Below are 18,812 nucleotides of genomic sequence, written 5' to 3' on the forward strand. Positions count from 1 at the left end.
CATGTCAGAACTGGGTCAGCAATTAAAGGAGGCCCGGCTGCAAAAAGGATTGAGCCTTGACGATGTTCAGGAAATGACGAAGATACGCAAACGTTATCTGGAAGCCATTGAGACGGGCGATTACAAAGTGCTGCCGGGAAGCTTTTATGTCAGAGCTTTTATTAAAACATATGCTGAAACGGTCGGGTTGAATCCTGATGAGATTCTGGAAGGGCATCAAAGCAATGTGCCTGAACCTGAACCGGAAGCAGTCATGGAGCCTGTTACACAGAAACGCTCCAGCCGTCCCGCCACGATTGGTAATCTTAAATGGTTGCCTACAGCGTTAATGTGGCTTTTTCTAGTTCTCATTGTTGGGGTTATTTATGCTTATTGGGTGAGCAACAACCATTCAACTCCAAAAACAGCAGAAAACACAACACCGATTACTACACCAAGTACAACACCAAGTACAACACCGAGTACAACACCGAGTACAACACCAAACACGTCTACTCCTGATACCACTACGACACAGCCGAACAATGGTCAAACGACGGCTCCAAATGGTGCTGGTGGGCAGACTCCTGGTGCGGGGCAAACCGGGCAAACTCAGCCAAATGGTACGGGGAATACGGATGCTACTACTCCAAATACTGGACAACAGCCGGATACGACTACTCCACAACAAGGTGTAACTGTGGCACAGGACGGCAAGCAAGGCAAGACGACGATTTTTAAAGTTTCCAGTGCAACGGGAGCCACAGCCAAGGTTGATATTAAAGCTACGGGTGAAAGCTGGCTTGAAGTGTACAAGGGAGAAAATTCCCGTGGAGAAAAGCTGAGTTATGGTATGACTAAAAGTGGAGATGCCATGTCTTTCGATATTGGTCCAGAAGGTTTATATATCAAATCAGGGCGGTCTTCTGCCACAGATATTTCCGTAGCAGGTCAACCGATAACAGATAATAAATCGACTACTCGTGTACTGATACAGCAAGGAGAAGCCTCTTCGACCGGAACGAGTGCAGGGGTGACGGGTTTACCTGCAGATTCTACGACAGGTAGCAGTACGGATTCAGCACAAAGTGGTACAGATTCTACAACTACTAATGGTGAATAAACGCCTTGGTGCGAGGAAATACTAATGACTGTAATTCCTGGAAAGGCAGTCATTTCATTTTCCGCAAAGTGAGGTGTATACGTTATGACCGTCAGCTGGATTGTGACTGGGCTCGGTATAATTGTCAGTTTACTGGGCTATTATCTGACACCGAATGCATGGGGCTATGGCATACTGGGCTTTGGTCTTGCTCACATTGTGCTTGGACTTTTGGATATGTTCCGAACTCCAACACGAAGCCATAATTAGATATTTTGACCGTAAATGAAATAAAGGCGTTTTTGTCAGGAAAACTGGCAAGAACGCCTTTTTAGTCAACCGATTATTGGATTTTTGTAAATGACTAGCCTATAATTAGATATTGAACTTTGTTGTGGAAAGGAAAGTGAAACGATGGCTTCAGAAAATTCATTTGATATCGTCTCCAAAATGGATATGCAGGAGTTAACAAATGCGGTTCATCAGACGGAGCGTGAAATTGAAACACGATTTGATTTCAAGGATAGCAAAAGTAGCCTCAAGCTTGAGAAAGAAGCTCTTACGATTGCATCGGAAGACGAATACAAGCTGAATGCGGTGATTGATATTTTGCAGTCTAAAATGGCTAAACGAGGTCTGTCCCTCAAAAATGTGGAGTATGGCAAATTGGAACCCGCTTCTCTAGGTTCAGTGCGTCAGCGTCTTTCGCTGAAGCAGGGAATTGATCAGGATAATGCCAAGAAAATTAACATTCTTATTCGGGACTCCAAGCTAAAAGTTAAAAGTCAGATTCAAGGTGATCAAATCCGGGTGACCGGGAAAAACAGGGATGATTTACAGGCGATCATTCAATTGCTACGTAAAGCTGATTTGCCATTGGAGCTTCAATTTACAAACATGAAATAAAGACGTTTTCCCTCATATATTTTGCAGGAAAAACGTTGCTTGATGTGCGGCAGGTTATTTTGACATGCGTTTTGCGCCATATTATACTTGTAACGAAAATGCAGACAATTCAGGTGTATAGCGCTCGCCGAAAGCGATTTACATAGGGTTGAATTTAATCCGAAAACTGCCATTTGTAATCAAGTACGATAATCAGGGGAGAGTGTGTTGTGAATTTACCCAACAGAATTACAATAACGCGGATTTGCCTTATCCCGGTGATGATGCTGGCTTTGCTGGTGGACTTTGATTTTTATCCGCCACCGATTGAGATCGGAGCTTTCAAGCTGCCGTATAATCAGCTGATTGCGGCTATCATTTTCCTTGTAGCAGCCAGCACGGACGGTCTTGACGGGTATTTGGCACGTAAAAATAATATGGTCACCAATTTGGGCAAGCTGTTGGACCCCCTTGCTGATAAGCTTTTGGTAACCGCCATTTTGGTTTCCTTGGTAGAAATGGGGAAAATTGATTCGTGGATTGTTGTTGTGATTGTTAGCCGTGAGTTTGCGGTTACGGGGCTGCGTCAGATTGCCTTGCTGGATGGGTCTGTGGTTGCTGCAAGCAATTGGGGCAAATTAAAGACGATCATTCAGATTGTTGCTATAGTAGCGCTGCTCATTAATAATTTCCCGTTTGTTTTTCTTGGTATACCGTTTGATTTAATAGCGATATGGGCAGCGGTGTTGATCACCATTTATTCGGGTATTGATTATTTCGTGAAAAATATCCATTTGCTGAGCTCCTCCAAGGTTTAACAGTATAAATTTTATGGAAACAGCAATAGGGACTAAACTTATTGCTGTTTCTTTATATAATTCCCATCATATTCGCAGTACAGGAGGAAGAATTGATGAAAGCTGAAATAATTGCGGTAGGAACAGAGTTATTGCTCGGACAAATAGTGAATACAAATGCTCAATATTTGTCACAAGAGTTGGCTACAATTGGAATCGATGTATATTTTCAGACTGTGGTTGGCGATAACATAGATCGGCTTCAGGAAGCCATAAGAATTGCTCAGAAGCGTGCGGATATTATTTTATTTTCTGGCGGTCTGGGACCGACCCAGGATGATTTGACGAAAGATGCGATAGCGTCTGTATTGGGGCGAAAATTGCACATAGATCGTCTTGCAATGGACAAGCTAGATCAATTTTTTCGTAACCGTGGGGTAGAAATGACCGAAAATAACCGCCGGCAGGCGCTTTCTATTGAAGGTGCTACTCCGCTTGAAAATGAGACAGGGCTAGCTGTGGGCGACGCAATTGCACAGGATGGTAAATTTTATGTAGTTTTGCCTGGACCTCCTAAGGAACTCAAACCGATGTTTGCAAACCAGGCCAAACCTTGGTTGCTTCAGCAGGCATTGAGCGGTGAGGAAATGCCAATTTATTCAAAAATGCTAAAATTTGCAGGGATTGGTGAGTCAGCTCTTGAAACCCGTTTGTTAGATCTGATCCAATCCCAGACAGACCCCACGATTGCTCCTTATGCCAAGGAAGGGGAAGTCACGATCCGTATATCCACCAAGGCGGCCAGCGAAAGTGAAGCATTGATTAAGCTGACGGCTACGGAAGTAGAAATTCAGCAGCGTCTTTCGGAATTTATGTATGCAAGCGAAGATGTTACGCTGGAGAAGGTTATCGTAGATCTAATGGCCAATCGCGGACTCACTGTGAGTGCGGCAGAAAGCTGTACAGGTGGACTGCTGATGGAACACCTCACTTCTATACCTGGCAGTGCTACTATGTTTCAAGGTGGCATCGTGTGCTATTCCAATGAAATGAAGATGAAATTACTCAACGTGCCTTGTGATTATTTAGAGGGGGATCAAGCGCCAGGTGCAGTGAGTAAGGAAGTGGCCCTTGTGCTTGCAGAGCAGGCGAGAATGATCATGGACAGCGATTTTGGACTTTCAGTTACTGGTGTAGCCGGACCTGGGTATTCCGAACGTAAGCCAGTCGGTCTAGTGTATATTGGCATTGCTGAACGCGACAAGGAAACGGAAGTACATGAACTGAGACTGAGTGGTAACCGCGAAACAATCCGACTGCGATCAGTCAAAGCGATTCTGTACAGATTGTGGCGCAGGCTGGTAGAGAACGAGAAACTCTCTTAATCATCTATGTACAGTGTGGGTCGTAGAGTTGTTTTAGATAGATATTCATGATATAATCACCTTATCGGAAGAACCGTTGCAAAGCCTTTTGCCAGCGGTTCTTTTTTTGTTTTAAGAGACAGGTGTAATTACAGAAGAGAGCTGTGTGAATAAAAAAACGAATGTATGTTCGAAAAAATGCTTGGCAAGCGTGTCAAAACAAGGTATTATTAAAGTACAAACAATGAAGGATGTGAGTTTATTGTCAGATCGTCGTGCTGCGCTGGATATGGCGCTCCGTCAAATAGAAAAGCAATTTGGTAAAGGTTCCATTATGAAGTTGGGTGAGTCTACCCACATGCAAGTGGAAACGATCCCCAGTGGTTCGATTGCTTTGGATATTGCGTTAGGAACGGGCGGCTTTCCAAGAGGCCGGGTTATTGAAATATACGGACCGGAATCATCCGGTAAAACGACAGTAGCTCTTCACGCTATCGCAGAGGTGCAAAAAACAGGCGGACAAGCCGCCTTTATCGACGCCGAGCATGCGCTTGATCCGTCGTATGCAAGCAAGCTGGGTGTCAATATTGATGAGTTGTTACTATCGCAACCAGATACAGGAGAGCAGGCGCTTGAGATTGCCGAAGCCCTTGTACGTAGTGGAGCAGTAGACATTGTAGTTGTTGACTCCGTAGCGGCACTTGTGCCGAAGGCAGAGATTGAAGGCGAAATGGGAGATTCCCATGTCGGTCTTCAAGCACGTCTGATGTCGCAGGCATTGCGTAAGCTGTCTGGAGCCATTAACAAATCGAAAACTATTGCTATTTTTATTAACCAGCTACGTGAAAAAGTAGGTGTTATGTTCGGTAACCCTGAAACAACACCAGGTGGACGTGCCTTGAAGTTTTACTCTACGGTACGTTTGGATGTTCGTCGTATTGAAAGTTTGAAAATGGGTAACGACATTGTGGGTAACCGCACACGTATTAAAGTCGTGAAGAATAAAGTTGCCCCTCCATTCCGTCAGGCTGAAGTGGACATTATGTACGGTGAGGGCATTTCCAAAGAAGGTAGCTTGATCGATATCGGTACGGAGCATGACATTGTCGACAAGAGTGGAGCTTGGTATTCCTACGAAGGTGAGCGCCTTGGTCAGGGACGTGAGAATGCGAAGCAATTTTTGAAGGAAAATCCGAACATTGCTAGTACGATCGAGCAAAAAATTCGGGTGGCAAGCAATTTGATTACGACGGTTGCTCCGCCTACAGAAGAAGAGTTGGCACAGCAAGCCAAGGAAGAACAGGAATTGTTGGAGCTTGAATAAAGCTTGGTGAATCCTGATTTGTGAACTGGAGCCAGGGTTATGGCACAATCCGGTTGAATAGCATGATTCTGATGCCCTGCACAGTTGTGCAGGGCATTTTTGCATCAATTAAAGCTGCTTTGTCAGCGGAATCTAACTTTTGCGTAGCAGTTGTCCAAAGACTGCTTTCGTGAATTTCAAAGTGAGGGAAACATATTGCAGTTGGACGATGAAGATGAATATTCTGCGGAAGCAAATAAGCAACAAGAGATTTCTCTTTTTCCGGATCATGAGGAATTGATGATTACTAGGGTAGAGCAGGGACAGGGACGCAAACGTGGACGCTATATCATTCATTTTGGCCCGTATTCATTGTCTGTATTAGAAGATGTAATGATCAAGTACAATATGTTCAAAGGAACGTCATTCGTCAAAAAAGAACTGGAAGATATTGTTCTGGCAGATGAAAAGCAACAGGCCTATGTACTCGCGCTTCGATATTTGGGGCGAAAGCCTCGCACACGTCAGGAAATTGCCCAGCGTTTGGTGCAAAAAGAACTGGATCAGTCTGTTATTGACGAAGTAATGGTCCGACTGGAAAGGGAGCAACTCGTGGATGATGATTTGTACGCCCGCCAATGGGCAAGGCAGCGTATAACTAGCCAACGTAAGGGGAAGATGTGGGTTAGGCAAGAACTCCGTCAGAAAGGCATCTCTAAAGCCTCTATTGGGGAAGCGTTAGGTGAAATCACCGATAATGAGGAGTGGGAGAGTGCTTTGACGATCGGACGTAAGAAATGGAATCAGGTACGTGGTGATATAACGGAGAAAAAAAGGAAAACCTACCCTTTTCTCATGAGACGCGGATATTCGGGGGATATGACACGCCGAGTGGTCAATCATCTCACTGCGGCCGAGCATGACGCTGCTTCAGATGACGAGGAATTGTTGCAGTGGGAGGAATAATTGCCAAACGGCTGCTGAACCTTGGGCTAGTATGAACGGATAGGATGAGCTAGTTATTACATGGAAAGCTGCATGGTACTCTACTAATGTTTGCATTCCCTTGACAATGCCATTTGTCAAATAATAAAATATATATGAAACGATACTTGTGGAACGCCCTTTTTCCTTCCAAAAAAGCGGAATCCACCGGTGAGTTCTCATCGCCAAATAACAAGTGATGCCGCTATGCCAGGCGGAATTGTACATGTGAAAGCATGTGCATATGAAATGAAACGACCTTGTGTCGTTATCTTAGTTTGACGATCAAAGTAAATGTGACAATTGCAAAAAGTCCCAAGGAATGCCTTGGAGGAACCAACGGGGAGGTGAACAGTATGATGACTGCGATCTGGTTCGTTCTCGTTGCTGTAGCCGCGTTATTCTTTGGGTTCGGGATTGGTTATTTTATTCGCAAATCTATTGCAGAAGCTAAGATCTCCAGTGCGGAAGAAGCTGCCGCGCAAATCGTGGAGAACGCGAAAAAAGAGGCAGAAGCGCTGAAGAAGGAAACGGTATTGGAAGCGAAAGATGAAATTCACCGCATCCGTGCCGAAGCTGAAAAAGAAACTCGTGAACGTCGCAATGAAATTCAACGACAGGAACGAAGATTGCTGCAAAAAGAAGAATCGCTGGATAAAAAATTGGAATCGCTGGAACGCAAAGAAGAACAGGTGGCCAACAAAGAGAAACGAATCGATGAAACCCAGCAGCAAATTGATTTGATTTACAAGAGTCAGGTAACTGAGTTGGAGCGTATTTCCAATCTGACGATGGAGGATGCAAGAAGTATTATTCTGACCAACGTAGAGCAGGAAGTTCGTCATGAAACAGCTCAGATGATTAAAGAAATTGAACAGCAGGCCAAAGAAGAAGCGGACAAAAAGTCTCGTGAAATCATCACACTGGCCATCCAACGCTGTGCGGCAGATCATGTAGCAGAAACGACGGTTTCTGTCGTCACATTGCCGAACGAAGAAATGAAAGGCCGGATTATCGGGCGCGAAGGCCGTAATATCCGTGCACTTGAAACCCTTACAGGAATTGACCTCATTATTGATGATACGCCGGAAGCTGTTATTTTGTCCGGATTTGATCCGATTCGTAGAGAGATTGCGCGTACTGCGCTTGAAAAGCTCGTAGCGGACGGACGGATACATCCGGCTCGTATTGAAGAGATGGTGGAAAAATCCCGTAAAGAGGTGGACGAACGAATCCGTGAATATGGTGAGCAGGCCACCTTTGAGGTGGGCGTGCATAGCTTACATCCGGATTTGATCAAGATCTTGGGACGTCTTAAGTTCCGTACGAGTTACGGACAGAACGTATTAAAGCACTCGATGGAAGTTGCATACTTGACAGGTCTAATGGCCGGGGAACTGGGCGAAGACGTTGTACTGGCAAGACGGGCAGGATTGCTGCATGACATCGGGAAGGCGCTGGATCACGAAGTGGAAGGATCGCACGTTGAAATTGGCGTGGAACTGGCGAAGAAGTACAAGGAACACCCGGTCGTCATCAACAGCATTGCTTCACATCACGGCGACTGCGAAGCGACTTCAGTGATCGCCATGCTGGTTGGGGCGGCAGATGCTCTATCAGCAGCAAGACCGGGAGCGCGGCGTGAAACGCTAGAGACGTACATCCGTCGTCTTGAGAAGCTGGAACGCATCTCCGAATCTTTTGAAGGCGTTGAAAAATCATACGCGATTCAAGCCGGACGCGAAGTTCGTGTCATGGTACAGCCAGAGAAAATTGATGATGCGGAAGCATTCCGACTGGCCCGCGATATTACGAAAACGATTGAGAATGAACTGGACTATCCGGGACATATCAAAGTTACTGTTATTCGCGAGACCCGTGCGGTAGAATACGCAAAATAAAAGCATTTCAATGAAAAGTGGCCACTGTTTGTAGGGCCACTTTTCATTTATGTAAGGCAGACTAGGGAGGGCTTTCTATCAACGTATTATTTATTGGAGACATCGTCGGCAGTGTAGGCAGAAAGGCACTGAGGGAAAATCTTCCTTCGCTCAAATCAAAATACAATCCGCATGTTATTATCGTGAACGGAGAAAATGCAGCTTCGGGAAGAGGCATAACCCCTGCTATCGCCAGAGAGTTTTTTGATTGGGGCGTCCATGGGATTACGATGGGAAATCATACTTGGGACAATAAGGAAATATTTGATTTTATAGATGATGAGCCACGGATCATTCGCCCGGCTAACTTTCCACCAGGAACACCGGGCCGAGGTTATACCGTTGTAAAGGGTGGAGGTAAGGAGCTGGCTATTGTTAATCTGCAAGGTAGAACCTTTTTGCCAGCTATTGACGATCCATTCCGTGCAGCAGATGAAATTGTCGATGAGTTGCGCAAAAAACATAAACATATCCTAGTTGATTTTCACGCCGAAGCAACCTCGGAAAAAATCGCTATGGGTTGGCATTTGGATGGACGTGCTTCAATCGTGGTAGGTACGCACACACATGTACAGAGCAATGACGATACAATTTTGCCACAAGGAACTGCGTATCAGACAGATGCGGGAATGGTAGGTCCTTATGAGGGAGTGCTTGGAATGCAGAAAGAGGCTGTGTTACAGAAATTCCAGACCCAGCTTCCGGTGCGTTTTCAAGTGGACATGGGCAAATGGCATTTCCATGCCATCAGCGTAGAGCTGAATGATAACGATGGAAAAGCCCGCAAAATTCAGAAAATCAGACTCAAAGAAGATGAATGGCGGATGGATTAACTTTTTTGTAAGCTGCTTAAGGAAAGAATAAGGAAAACTGTCACCAAAAAGCAGGAATTTTTTGCTGACCCTCGAATAACATCTAATAGTGGAATCAAACCATCATCATTCCCAGGGGAGGTACTTACTATGGATGTATTAAAAGTATCAGCAAAATCCAATCCTAATTCAGTTGCAGGCGCACTCGCAGGAGTACTGCGTGAACGCGGAAATGCAGAATTACAGGCGATTGGAGCGGGTGCACTAAACCAAGCCATTAAAGCGGTAGCCATTGCCCGGGGATTTGTCGCACCAAGCGGAGTGGATTTGATTTGTATTCCTGCTTTTACAGACATTGTTATTGATGGAGAAGATCGGACTGCGATCAAATTGATTGTAGAGCCAAGATAATAAATGTAAGTTGCCTGAGCCTGTTTACGATTTGTAAACGGGCTTTTTTGCATTGTGAGTCTGTTACTATGATTTTTAAAATAAATTTGTGGTGCTTCAATCTATAAATGGAGGTAAGATGCATGAATGATAAGCTAAAAGTGAATTGGCCAGTTGTTGACTTTCATTGTGATGTGTTATGTAAAATGCAGCTCGATGCGCAGATCGATTTCAGTCATCCATCGCTTGATGTCACAAAAGAACGTTTGCTAGAAGGTAACGTGCAGTTGCAAACGTTTGCTATATATATTTCACAGGTATTAGGCACACCAAGATTTGAGCATGTGGTACGTCAAATTGAGCTGTTCAGGCAGCATGTTACCTCTATCTCCGGTGGGTTGAGACCATTGCTGTGGAAGGAAGACTTGGCAATGTGGAAAAATGCGTCCGCAGTGCATCAGGAAGAGCAAGTAAAGCAGGCAGGAGAAGAGAAGCGCACGGAAAAGATAACGTATTTGGATGGTAATGGGACGGATCATATATGGGCACCTTGGGCTTTGCTCTCACTGGAGGGGGTAGATGCGCTGGAAGGGAACCCTTTTTATGCAGAATTATGCTATGCCATGGGAATACGATTGATTGGGCTGACATGGAATTATGCGAACTGGGCAGCTGACGGCATTATGGAACATAGAGGTGGCGGGCTGACTAGCAAGGGGCGCGATTTGGTCAATCGCTGTAATGACCTGGGACTGCTGTTAGATGTGTCGCATCTGTCCGTACAGGGCTTCTGGGAGGTGCTGGAGGAGGCTACTCTACCGCCCATCGCCTCGCATTCGAATGTCTTTGCGAGATGTGCTCATCCTCGTAATCTGCGGGATGAACAGATTCGTGCACTGATCGCCCGTAACGGACGGATTGGTTTGACCTTCGTCACCATGTTTCTCAAAGAGCAGGATACAGTAACTGCTGAGGATCTGCTACCGCATATTGAGCATATTTGTTCATTAGGGGGCGAAAGGCATTTGATGTTTGGCTCTGATTTTGACGGTATCGAGCACCATGTGCAAGGCTTGGAACACTCGGGGAAATATCCGGCTTTTGCAGAACTGCTGCTGAAGCATTACCCTGAGGAGCTAGTCAAAGGATGGCTGGGAGGTCATGCCCTGGAATACCTGCAAACGAATCTGCCTTCTAAAATGTCTTCTTAAATAGCTATTTAAGGGGATGTTTTGGCTGCGAACACTCTTGACAAAGCGAGAACGATTACGAAATAATGAGAAGTATCTTAGATTTTAAATAATATTTGCAGAAATACGGCAGACAATGGAGCGAGACTGATGGTGCACCATGCTGCACCGCTATACCAGAGGGGGCTCCATTACACAATGTTAATAAAAAAGGTTACCTGGCTTGAACTCTTTTATGACTTACTATTCGTAGCTGCTGTCTCTAAGGCCACTCATGTTTTACTACATGTTGAGCATGGTAGTATCTCGTGGGAACATATGGAGAAGTTCATTATGATTTTTATCCCGATATGGTGGGCTTGGGTGGGGCAAACTGTCTACAACAACCGTTTTGGTCAAGACAGTATAACGCATCGAATCTTTATGATCCTGCAATTGTTTTTCGTGTTAATCATGACTGCCAGTTTGAATATAGATTTTGATGCGTATTATGTATCTTTTTTTGTTGGCTATATTGGGTTAAGAGGTTTAACTGTCGTTCAATATTTACTTTCGGCGCCCAAAGAAACGGCTCATAAACAGGAAACAGCTCGTTTTTTCGGAACCTATTTTTGGATTGGAATAGTCATCTCTAGTTTCTCCCTTTTCTTTGACTCTTGGGTTCGATATTTGATTTTATATACCGGTATAGCTGTTGATATCCTCGTTCCTTTGATTGGTCGTAAAAAGTTGGTGATCACACCAATCCATACGGAGCATCTTTTAGAACGATTTGCACAGTTCACCTTAATTCTGCTTGGCGAATCTGTGATAAGTATGCTTTCTGTTTTACAATCCGATCATTTTACGGTTTCTTCCGTTGTATTTGCCGCTTTGGCTTTTATATTAGTCATCGCAATCTGGTGGCAATATTTTGAGAATATGGAGAAGCGCGTAGATAAATCAAAACAATCAGCAGGACAGACTATTATTTATGGTCATTTGTTTATTTATCTTTCCCTTAGCATGCTAGCTGCTTCGATTCAGCTCTTGTTTTTGGGACAAGTAGACTATATCTTTGTGCTTTGCTTTACCTTTGCTTCTGTTTTTATTTACTTTTTGTCGGTTTTACTGGTATTTCATCAGTACAGATTAAGTCATCTTAAACCCCGTCTCAGAGTCATTTTTTTCTTAACTGGAATACTCTGTGTCCTGTTTATCCTTAATATATTTATTGTCGTCCCCCCTCATCTCATTGTAGCTGAAATCATGGTTTTCTTTCTCCTGTTCGCTAAAACGACGATTTGATCTGATTTATAGGGATGATATTTAACGATGATTGGGGCGAAAAAGGGAACTTTATACGCTCTTCTTTTCTTTCTTGGCAAAATAGGAGTATAATAGCATGGATGTGTAAAGTATTGTATAGAGAAAAAGGAGTGACCACACGATGAGTAAAATCGTACCTGTCGGCGTTTCCGCCCGTCATATTCACCTGACTCAAGAGCATATTGAAATTTTGTTCGGAGCAGGCTATCAATTAACCGAATTTAAACCTTTGTCCCAACCAGGACAATTTGCCGCAAATGAAACGGTAGCTGTAATTGGTTCTAAGGGCCAATTTGATAAGGTTCGCATTTTGGGACCTGCTCGTCCCGCTTCCCAGTTGGAAATTTCTCGCACTGATTCCTTTGCTATTGGTGTAAAAGCACCTGTACGCGAATCGGGTAGCATTGATGGTACACCAGGAATCACAGTAAAAGGACCAGCAGGTGAAGTGGAACTGCAAGAAGGCGTGATTGTAGCAGCCCGCCATATTCATTTCCATACATCTGATGCAGCTAAATGGGACATTAAGGACAAGCAGTTGCTGAAAGTACGTGTTGGCGGCGAACGTGGTCTTGTATTTGAAAATGTTCTTGCACGTGTGTCCGATTCTTTTGCTTTGGATATGCACATTGATACAGATGAAGCGAACGGTGCCGGTGTGAAAAACGGTGACAACGCTGAAATCGTAGACTAATATACACGATTTAAATGCCGGAAGGCTTAAAGAGTCCGATTCTTGCAAAAGAATCGGGCTTTTTACATACTATATAATTCACAAATACTTCACTTATGTACAAAAAGAACATGAGTTCACTTTGCACTCAATGGTATCTGCGGTTGATCTATGGCGATGGCCTATAAATCATGCTATAATTTAGTGTAATGCCTTTTTTAAAGGTTTTTTTAGAACTTAAAATAAATTTACCCATGCCTAAAGATACAGTAAAATCACAAATTAGCTCGTGAAATAGATGGTGTAAGGAGTGACTAAGGAATGGAAAAGAAAACAAAAGATTACTCCAAATATTTTGATTTCTCGGATGCGAAGATTATTTCTGAAGATGAGCATAGCAAAAAGATCCGTATTCGCGGACGTGAAATCAACATTATGGCGGAGCCGAACCATAGAAAAGAAAAGCAACGCGGTAAAGAGGATGTACAGGTATTATATGATAACGCAGTCCCGGATGAGCTAAAGCATATCGGTGAGGGAAAGCATTACATCGTATACACATTTGGTTGCCAAATGAACGAGCATGATTCCGAAACCATAAAAGGTTTGCTGGAGCAAATGGGCTACCAATCAACCGAGGATCGGAAGGAAGCAGACATCATTTTACTAAACACTTGTGCTATCCGTGAAAATGCGGAGGATAAAGTGTTTGGCGAGCTGGGTCACCTCAAGCATCTCAAAACAGAAAAGCCAGGACTGCTGCTCGGCGTGTGTGGCTGCATGTCACAGGAAGAGAACGTCGTTAACCGGATTATGCAAAAACACGGTTTTGTCGATATGATTTTTGGTACCCATAATATTCATCGTCTGCCTCAGCTCGTCAAGGAAGCACTCTTTAGCAAAGAAATGGTGGTCGAAGTGTGGTCTAAGGAAGGCGACATTATCGAAAACTTGCCGAAGAAGCGCGAGGGTATGCGGGCTTGGGTGAACATTATGTACGGCTGTGATAAATTTTGCACCTATTGCATTGTTCCCTTTACACGTGGTAAGGAAAGAAGCCGTCGTCCAGAGGATGTTATCGCTGAAGTACGGGATTTGGCACGTCAAGGTTTTAAAGAAATCACCTTACTGGGGCAGAATGTTAACGCTTATGGTAAGGATTTGAAAGATTTGAATTACAGATTCGGGGATCTGATGGATGATATGCGCAAAATCAATATCCCGCGTGTACGTTTTACAACATCACATCCACGTGATTTTGATGACCATTTGGTAGAAGTGCTCGGTAAGGGTGGTAATTTGGTGGAGCATATCCATCTGCCTGTTCAATCCGGTAATACGGATATATTGAAGAAAATGAACCGAAAATATACCCGTGAGCGTGTTCTGGAACTGGCAGCGAAGATTAAAGCAGCTGTTCCGCATGTTTCTCTGACAACGGATATCATTGTAGGTTTCCCGGGCGAAACAGACGAGCAGTTTGAAGATACTCTATCTTTGGTGCGCGAGGTCGGCTATGACTTTGCCTACACATTCATTTATTCACCACGTGAAGGTACGCCAGCTGCTTCGATGGAAGATAATGTGCCTATGTCGGTCAAAAAAGAGCGTCTCCGGCGTCTGAACATTGCGGTGAACCAAAACAGCCTTCGCTTTAATAGTCGATTGCGTGGCGAAGTGGTTGAAGTGTTGGTGGAAGGCGAGAGCAAAAATGACAGCAAAGTGCTTGCCGGTCGGACCCGTTCCAATAAGCTTGTACATTTTGAGGGTTCTCAGGACCTGATTGGTTCCTTTGTTCAAGTGAAAATTACGGAACCTATGACCTTTTACATCAAAGGTGATCTGGTTGAAACGGCTGTAGCAGTTAACGGATAAAAGAATATTCTAGCGGGTTGCATGCGGTCTGAGTAAGGTTGTGTGCAGGGCCGTCTAAGTGAGAAAAGGAGCGATGGACAATGACAGAGGAGCGGTTGCAACAAACAGAACTTCAATCGGCGGCGCGCCAGCATGATCATTTGGTCAATCGCGAAATGATATTGGCAAAAGCCAAAGAATTAGCAGGTATTTTGGGTAGCAGTGAGGAAGTACAGGTATTCCGGAAAGCAGAAGAAAAGATTCAGGATCATGGGCGCATTCAGCAACTGATTGCAACGATGAAAAAGAAGCAAAAGGAAATTGTTGCATTTGAATCCTTAAAAAATCAAAAAATGATTGCCAAAATAGAGGCCGAGCTACAGGAGCTACAGGAAGAACTTGATGGTATTCCAATTGTAACGGAGTTTCAGCAGAGTCAGGTGGAAATTAATGAGCTACTGCAAATGGTGATCATGGCGATTCGTGATACCGTTGCTGAGAAGGTGAACGTTGAAGAGGGAAAAAGTACTTCCTCGTCGAATTGCAGTGATTAATGAAATTTATGGTGTGGAGGCGTAGCTTCCACGCCTTTTTTTCGAAAGCAATTTGCCATCGTATATATTTATAAGACATCAAGAGAAATGGGACAACATAGAAGGGATGGAAGCAAGGGAATGGATAAGTTCGGTAAGATGCTAGAGGGCGAAAATAATACTTTTTGGGAGTATTTAGGGTGTGAGCTGATTGCAGCTGATGCAAACGAGGTACAGATCGCTTTGGAAGCCAAACAAGAGCATACCAATGTGATGGGTATTGTCCATGGGGGTGTGCTTACTTCATTGATGGATCAGGCGATGGGGATGGTCAGTATGGCTTCACGAAATATGGATCCATGTGTAACGACGAACCTGAATGTTCATTTCTTGTCAGCCATGAGGCAAGGCCGACTGGAGGTTAGGGCGCGGATTCTTCATCAGGGAGGTCGGACTATAACCACTGAGGCGGAAGTAAGGGATAGTGAAGGCACACTTGGGTCTACATCTACAGCAACCTTCCGAGTATTACGTATACAAGCAAGTGATTCAGGTAAGGCCTGACGCTTGACAAAAATTTTTATTATGTCATAATGAATTTATCAAAACGATATAATATGGTGATGCCAATGGATAGCAATCGTATAAACGAAGAGGCGCAAAAGGCGTCGTATAACATTAAGAAATACCGCACTCCAGATGGAGCTCCGGCGGATATCGTTATGTTTACCTTAACGAAGCGGGAGCGCAAGACGGTAACAAAGACATTGCCGATTCGGGAGCTGAAAGTGATGCTCATCAAGCGCCGCAGTTGGCCGTTTGCAGGACGCTGGGCGTTGCCTGGAGGGTTTTGTCAGGAAGATGAATCCATGTATGGAGCTGCCAAGCGGGAACTGTTAGAGGAAACGGGTGTGGACGGCGGGCATCTGGAGTATTTGGGTGTATATAGTGGACCGGGACGTGATCCGCGCGGCTGGATCATATCGCATGCATTTTTTGCGCTGGTAGAAGAATGGATGTTGGAACAGCGTCAGGCGGCCGATGATGCTTCCGAGGTGGGGCTATTCACAATCCGCGAAGCGTTGGAGGAATTGGAGCTGGCATTCGATCACCGGGATATCATAGTAGATGCTTATCGCAAAATTCAGTTGCAGATGCTTCAGACGACGATCGCCAAACAGTTTTTACCGCTACATTTTACACTGGGTGAATTATATCAGGTGATACAGAGTGTCGTACCGGACTTCGAAGAGCCAAACTTTATTCGCAAAATAACATCGACTCGTAGCAGACAGGGAATTCTGGAAGAGGTGCGTGATGAGAACGGCAAACCGCTCAGTTCCAACCAGTATTCACAAAGACCGGCACAGTTGTACCGTTTTAGTGACAGAGTACCGCGTTTATCTATCTACACGTAACGTCTAATGTAATAGGTCACGCATAGAACGTACAATTTCACTTTGAGGATAAGGAGCTGACCGTACGATGCAAGCACTAATTGTGATTGATTACACGAAAGATTTTGTGGACGGTAGTTTGCCTGTAGGACAACCTGCGATTGAGTTGGATGAACGGATCGCAGCAATTACGCAGGCATATGTAGATCAAGGGGACTTTGTCGTCATGGCTGTGGATTTGCATGAGGAGAACGACCTTTATCACCCGGAGAGCAAGCTGTTTCCTCCACATAATATACGTGGAACCAACGGACGACATTTGTATGGCAAGCTCCATAGCCTCTATGAGCAACAAAGTGATCTTATCTACTGGTTGGATAAAACACGGTACAGTGCTTTTGCGGGCACAGATCTGGAACTCAGGCTTCGTGAACGTGGTATTGTGGAAGTTCATCTGATTGGTGTGTGTACGGATATATGTGTACTGCATACGGCTGTAGATGCTTATAACAAAGGTTTTGCTATTACTGTATACAAGGACGCTGTGGCGAGCTTTAATCAAGCTGGACATGATTGGGCTTTGGGTCATTTTGAGGGAAGTCTTGGAGCCGCGGTACGATCGGCTGAGGATACGGTTTTACGCCAGAAGAAGTAAAATAACTTAACGCTTGTGTACCAATGTCCGATAACAAAATGGAGCCGGATATTGCTGAATCTGGGCAGATGAGGCGGTAGCGCCACAAACCTGGAGACAGTCAGAGAGGATGATTACAATGCAGTCAACGAGCCTCGCATTACATACAGATAAATATCAGATTAATATGATGTACGCCCACTGGGTGAACGGAAGTCACCAGCGTAAAGCTGTGTTCGAGGCGTATTTTCGTAAACTCCCTTTTGGTAATGGATATGCCGTGTTCGCGGGTCTGGAACGCATTGTGAATTATATTTCAAATTTGCGGTTTACAGAAGAGGACATTCGCTACCTGTCTGAACAGGAGGAGAAGTACGATCCCATGTTCATGGAGGCGCTTCGCCAGTTTGAGTTTGGTGGAACGGTCCATTCGATGAAAGAAGGGGCCCTTGTTTTTCCCAACGAGCCTCTGGTACGTGTTGAAGGAACGATTATGGAAACGCAGCTTGTCGAAACGGCATTGCTGAATTTTATGAACTATCAGACACTCATTGCGACAAAGGCATCGCGCATCAAGCAGGTGGCAAGTGACGATACACTGCTCGAATTTGGAACACGGCGTGCGCAGGAGGCAGATGCAGCGATTTGGGGAGCACGAGCAGCTTATGTGGCTGGTTTTGACGCGACTTCTAATATGCTGGCAGGCGAACATTTTGGAATCCCGACGAAGGGGACACATGCCCATTCATGGGTGCAGACCTTTATGACGGAGCAGGAGGCGTTTGACGTCTATGCGAAGGTTTTGCCAGACCAGGTTACACTGCTGGTAGACACCTTTGATACGCTGGAAAGCGGTGTTCCTCATGCGATTCGGACAGCAAAAATGCTAGAGAGTCAGGGCAAGCGTATGAATGCAATTCGTCTGGATAGCGGTGACTTGGCTTATCTATCCATTCAGGCGCGGGAAATGCTCGATGCTGAAGGCTTAGATTACGTACAAATTGTAGCTTCCAATGATTTGGATGAAAATACGATTTTTAACCTGAAAGCCCAAGGGGCACGTATTGATGTATGGGGTGTAGGAACACAGCTTATTACGGCTTCGGATCAACCATCGCTTGGCGGGGTGTACAAGCTGGTTGAGCGTGAAGTAGATGGCGAAATGCTGCCGACGATTAAGATCTCGGGGAACCCAGAAAAAGTATCCACACCAGGCAAAAAGGATGTATATCGCATTGTGGATAAGAAGAAAGGGAGAGCTGTATCCGATTATATTTCTTTTCCGGATGAAGAGCGTCCGCGTAATGGTAAGCGCCTGAAGCTGTTTAACCCTTTGCATCCGTATATGAAGAAGTATGTAGAAAATTACGAAGCCGTGCCGATGCTTGAGCCTATTTTTATAAATGGACAGAAGGTATATGAGCTTCCCGAGCTGGATGAAATTCGTGCCTACCATACTTCACAGTTAAAACTGTTCTGGCCAGAATATTTGAGGAAGCTGAACCCTGAAATTTATCGTGTAAATCTGAGCGAGAAGGTATGGGAGCTAAAGCAAAAGCTGATCGACAGCTATATGCAGCCCGAAGTTGAAGAAAAAGAATAGTTGGAAGAGGCACCTCATGAATGCATGGGGTGCCTCTTTGTGTTGGAGCATGTAGGAAATAGGA

Annotated in this window: 19 protein-coding genes; all 19 read left to right on the forward strand. The window is 44.7% G+C overall.

Features of this window, described 5'->3' with window-relative positions:
- The first annotated feature begins 1 nt into the window (after position 1).
- A complete protein-coding gene (locus MKX46_RS00140; protein WP_029517040.1) occupies positions 2-1,102 on the forward strand; it encodes a RodZ domain-containing protein in 1,101 nt (366 codons plus the stop codon).
- An 84-nt stretch (positions 1,103-1,186) separates the two neighbouring features.
- Positions 1,187-1,351, forward strand: coding sequence for a hypothetical protein (locus tag MKX46_RS00145; protein ID WP_023988236.1), 165 nt, complete (start codon positions 1,187-1,189; stop codon positions 1,349-1,351).
- Positions 1,352-1,495: 144 nt separating this feature from the next.
- The gene (locus MKX46_RS00150; RefSeq protein WP_013309953.1) at positions 1,496-1,987 is read left to right on the forward strand and encodes a YajQ family cyclic di-GMP-binding protein; all 492 of its coding nucleotides are present in this window, start codon (positions 1,496-1,498) and stop codon (positions 1,985-1,987) included.
- 209 nt (positions 1,988-2,196) lie between these two features.
- Complete coding sequence (gene pgsA, locus MKX46_RS00155) at positions 2,197-2,784, forward strand: CDP-diacylglycerol--glycerol-3-phosphate 3-phosphatidyltransferase (protein WP_013309954.1); 588 nt, start codon at positions 2,197-2,199, stop codon at positions 2,782-2,784.
- Positions 2,785-2,879: 95 nt separating this feature from the next.
- The gene (locus MKX46_RS00160; RefSeq protein ID WP_029517041.1) at positions 2,880-4,148 is read left to right on the forward strand and encodes a competence/damage-inducible protein A; all 1,269 of its coding nucleotides are present in this window, start codon (positions 2,880-2,882) and stop codon (positions 4,146-4,148) included.
- 241 nt (positions 4,149-4,389) lie between these two features.
- Positions 4,390-5,451, forward strand: coding sequence for a recombinase RecA (recA, locus tag MKX46_RS00165; protein WP_023988239.1), 1,062 nt, complete (start codon positions 4,390-4,392; stop codon positions 5,449-5,451).
- Positions 5,452-5,646: 195 nt separating this feature from the next.
- On the forward strand, positions 5,647-6,396 hold the full coding sequence (locus MKX46_RS00170) for a regulatory protein RecX (RefSeq protein WP_029517042.1): 750 nt from the start codon (positions 5,647-5,649) through the stop codon (positions 6,394-6,396).
- 374 nt (positions 6,397-6,770) lie between these two features.
- Positions 6,771-8,315, forward strand: coding sequence for a ribonuclease Y (gene rny / locus MKX46_RS00175; RefSeq protein WP_013309958.1), 1,545 nt, complete (start codon positions 6,771-6,773; stop codon positions 8,313-8,315).
- A 77-nt stretch (positions 8,316-8,392) separates the two neighbouring features.
- Entirely contained in the window at positions 8,393-9,187 is a 795-nt protein-coding gene (locus MKX46_RS00180) for a TIGR00282 family metallophosphoesterase (protein WP_013309959.1), read from the forward strand.
- A gap of 129 nt (positions 9,188-9,316) precedes the next feature.
- The gene (locus MKX46_RS00185) at positions 9,317-9,577 is read left to right on the forward strand and encodes a stage V sporulation protein S (RefSeq protein ID WP_007430104.1); all 261 of its coding nucleotides are present in this window, start codon (positions 9,317-9,319) and stop codon (positions 9,575-9,577) included.
- Between the two features lie 122 nt (positions 9,578-9,699).
- On the forward strand, positions 9,700-10,767 hold the full coding sequence (locus MKX46_RS00190) for a dipeptidase (RefSeq protein ID WP_029517043.1): 1,068 nt from the start codon (positions 9,700-9,702) through the stop codon (positions 10,765-10,767).
- 177 nt (positions 10,768-10,944) lie between these two features.
- On the forward strand, positions 10,945-12,033 hold the full coding sequence (locus MKX46_RS00195) for a low temperature requirement protein A (RefSeq protein ID WP_341070747.1): 1,089 nt from the start codon (positions 10,945-10,947) through the stop codon (positions 12,031-12,033).
- Between the two features lie 142 nt (positions 12,034-12,175).
- Positions 12,176-12,748 (forward strand): phosphate propanoyltransferase, encoded by a 573-nt coding sequence (gene pduL / locus MKX46_RS00200; RefSeq protein WP_013309962.1) that lies wholly within the window; start codon positions 12,176-12,178, stop codon positions 12,746-12,748.
- A gap of 300 nt (positions 12,749-13,048) precedes the next feature.
- Positions 13,049-14,602 carry a tRNA (N6-isopentenyl adenosine(37)-C2)-methylthiotransferase MiaB gene (gene miaB / locus MKX46_RS00205; protein ID WP_029517045.1) on the forward strand — a complete coding sequence of 518 codons (1,554 nt, stop codon included), beginning with the start codon at positions 13,049-13,051 and terminating at the stop codon, positions 14,600-14,602.
- Positions 14,603-14,682: 80 nt separating this feature from the next.
- Entirely contained in the window at positions 14,683-15,135 is a 453-nt protein-coding gene (locus MKX46_RS00210) for a RicAFT regulatory complex protein RicA family protein (protein ID WP_023988245.1), read from the forward strand.
- A gap of 120 nt (positions 15,136-15,255) precedes the next feature.
- The gene (locus MKX46_RS00215; RefSeq protein ID WP_341070748.1) at positions 15,256-15,678 is read left to right on the forward strand and encodes a PaaI family thioesterase; all 423 of its coding nucleotides are present in this window, start codon (positions 15,256-15,258) and stop codon (positions 15,676-15,678) included.
- Positions 15,679-15,743: 65 nt separating this feature from the next.
- Positions 15,744-16,532 carry an NUDIX domain-containing protein gene (locus MKX46_RS00220; protein WP_023988247.1) on the forward strand — a complete coding sequence of 263 codons (789 nt, stop codon included), beginning with the start codon at positions 15,744-15,746 and terminating at the stop codon, positions 16,530-16,532.
- Positions 16,533-16,599: 67 nt separating this feature from the next.
- Positions 16,600-17,166, forward strand: a complete 567-nt coding sequence (locus tag MKX46_RS00225; RefSeq protein ID WP_029517047.1) for a cysteine hydrolase family protein — start codon at positions 16,600-16,602, stop codon at positions 17,164-17,166.
- Between the two features lie 118 nt (positions 17,167-17,284).
- Positions 17,285-18,748: a nicotinate phosphoribosyltransferase gene (locus MKX46_RS00230; protein WP_340931989.1), complete on the forward strand. Its 1,464-nt coding sequence runs from the start codon at positions 17,285-17,287 to the stop codon at positions 18,746-18,748.
- The last annotated feature ends 64 nt before the right edge of the window (positions 18,749-18,812 follow it).

The sequence above is a fragment of the Paenibacillus sp. FSL P4-0113 genome (assembly GCF_038009305.1).
Lineage (GTDB): Bacteria > Bacillota > Bacilli > Paenibacillales > Paenibacillaceae > Paenibacillus > Paenibacillus polymyxa_D.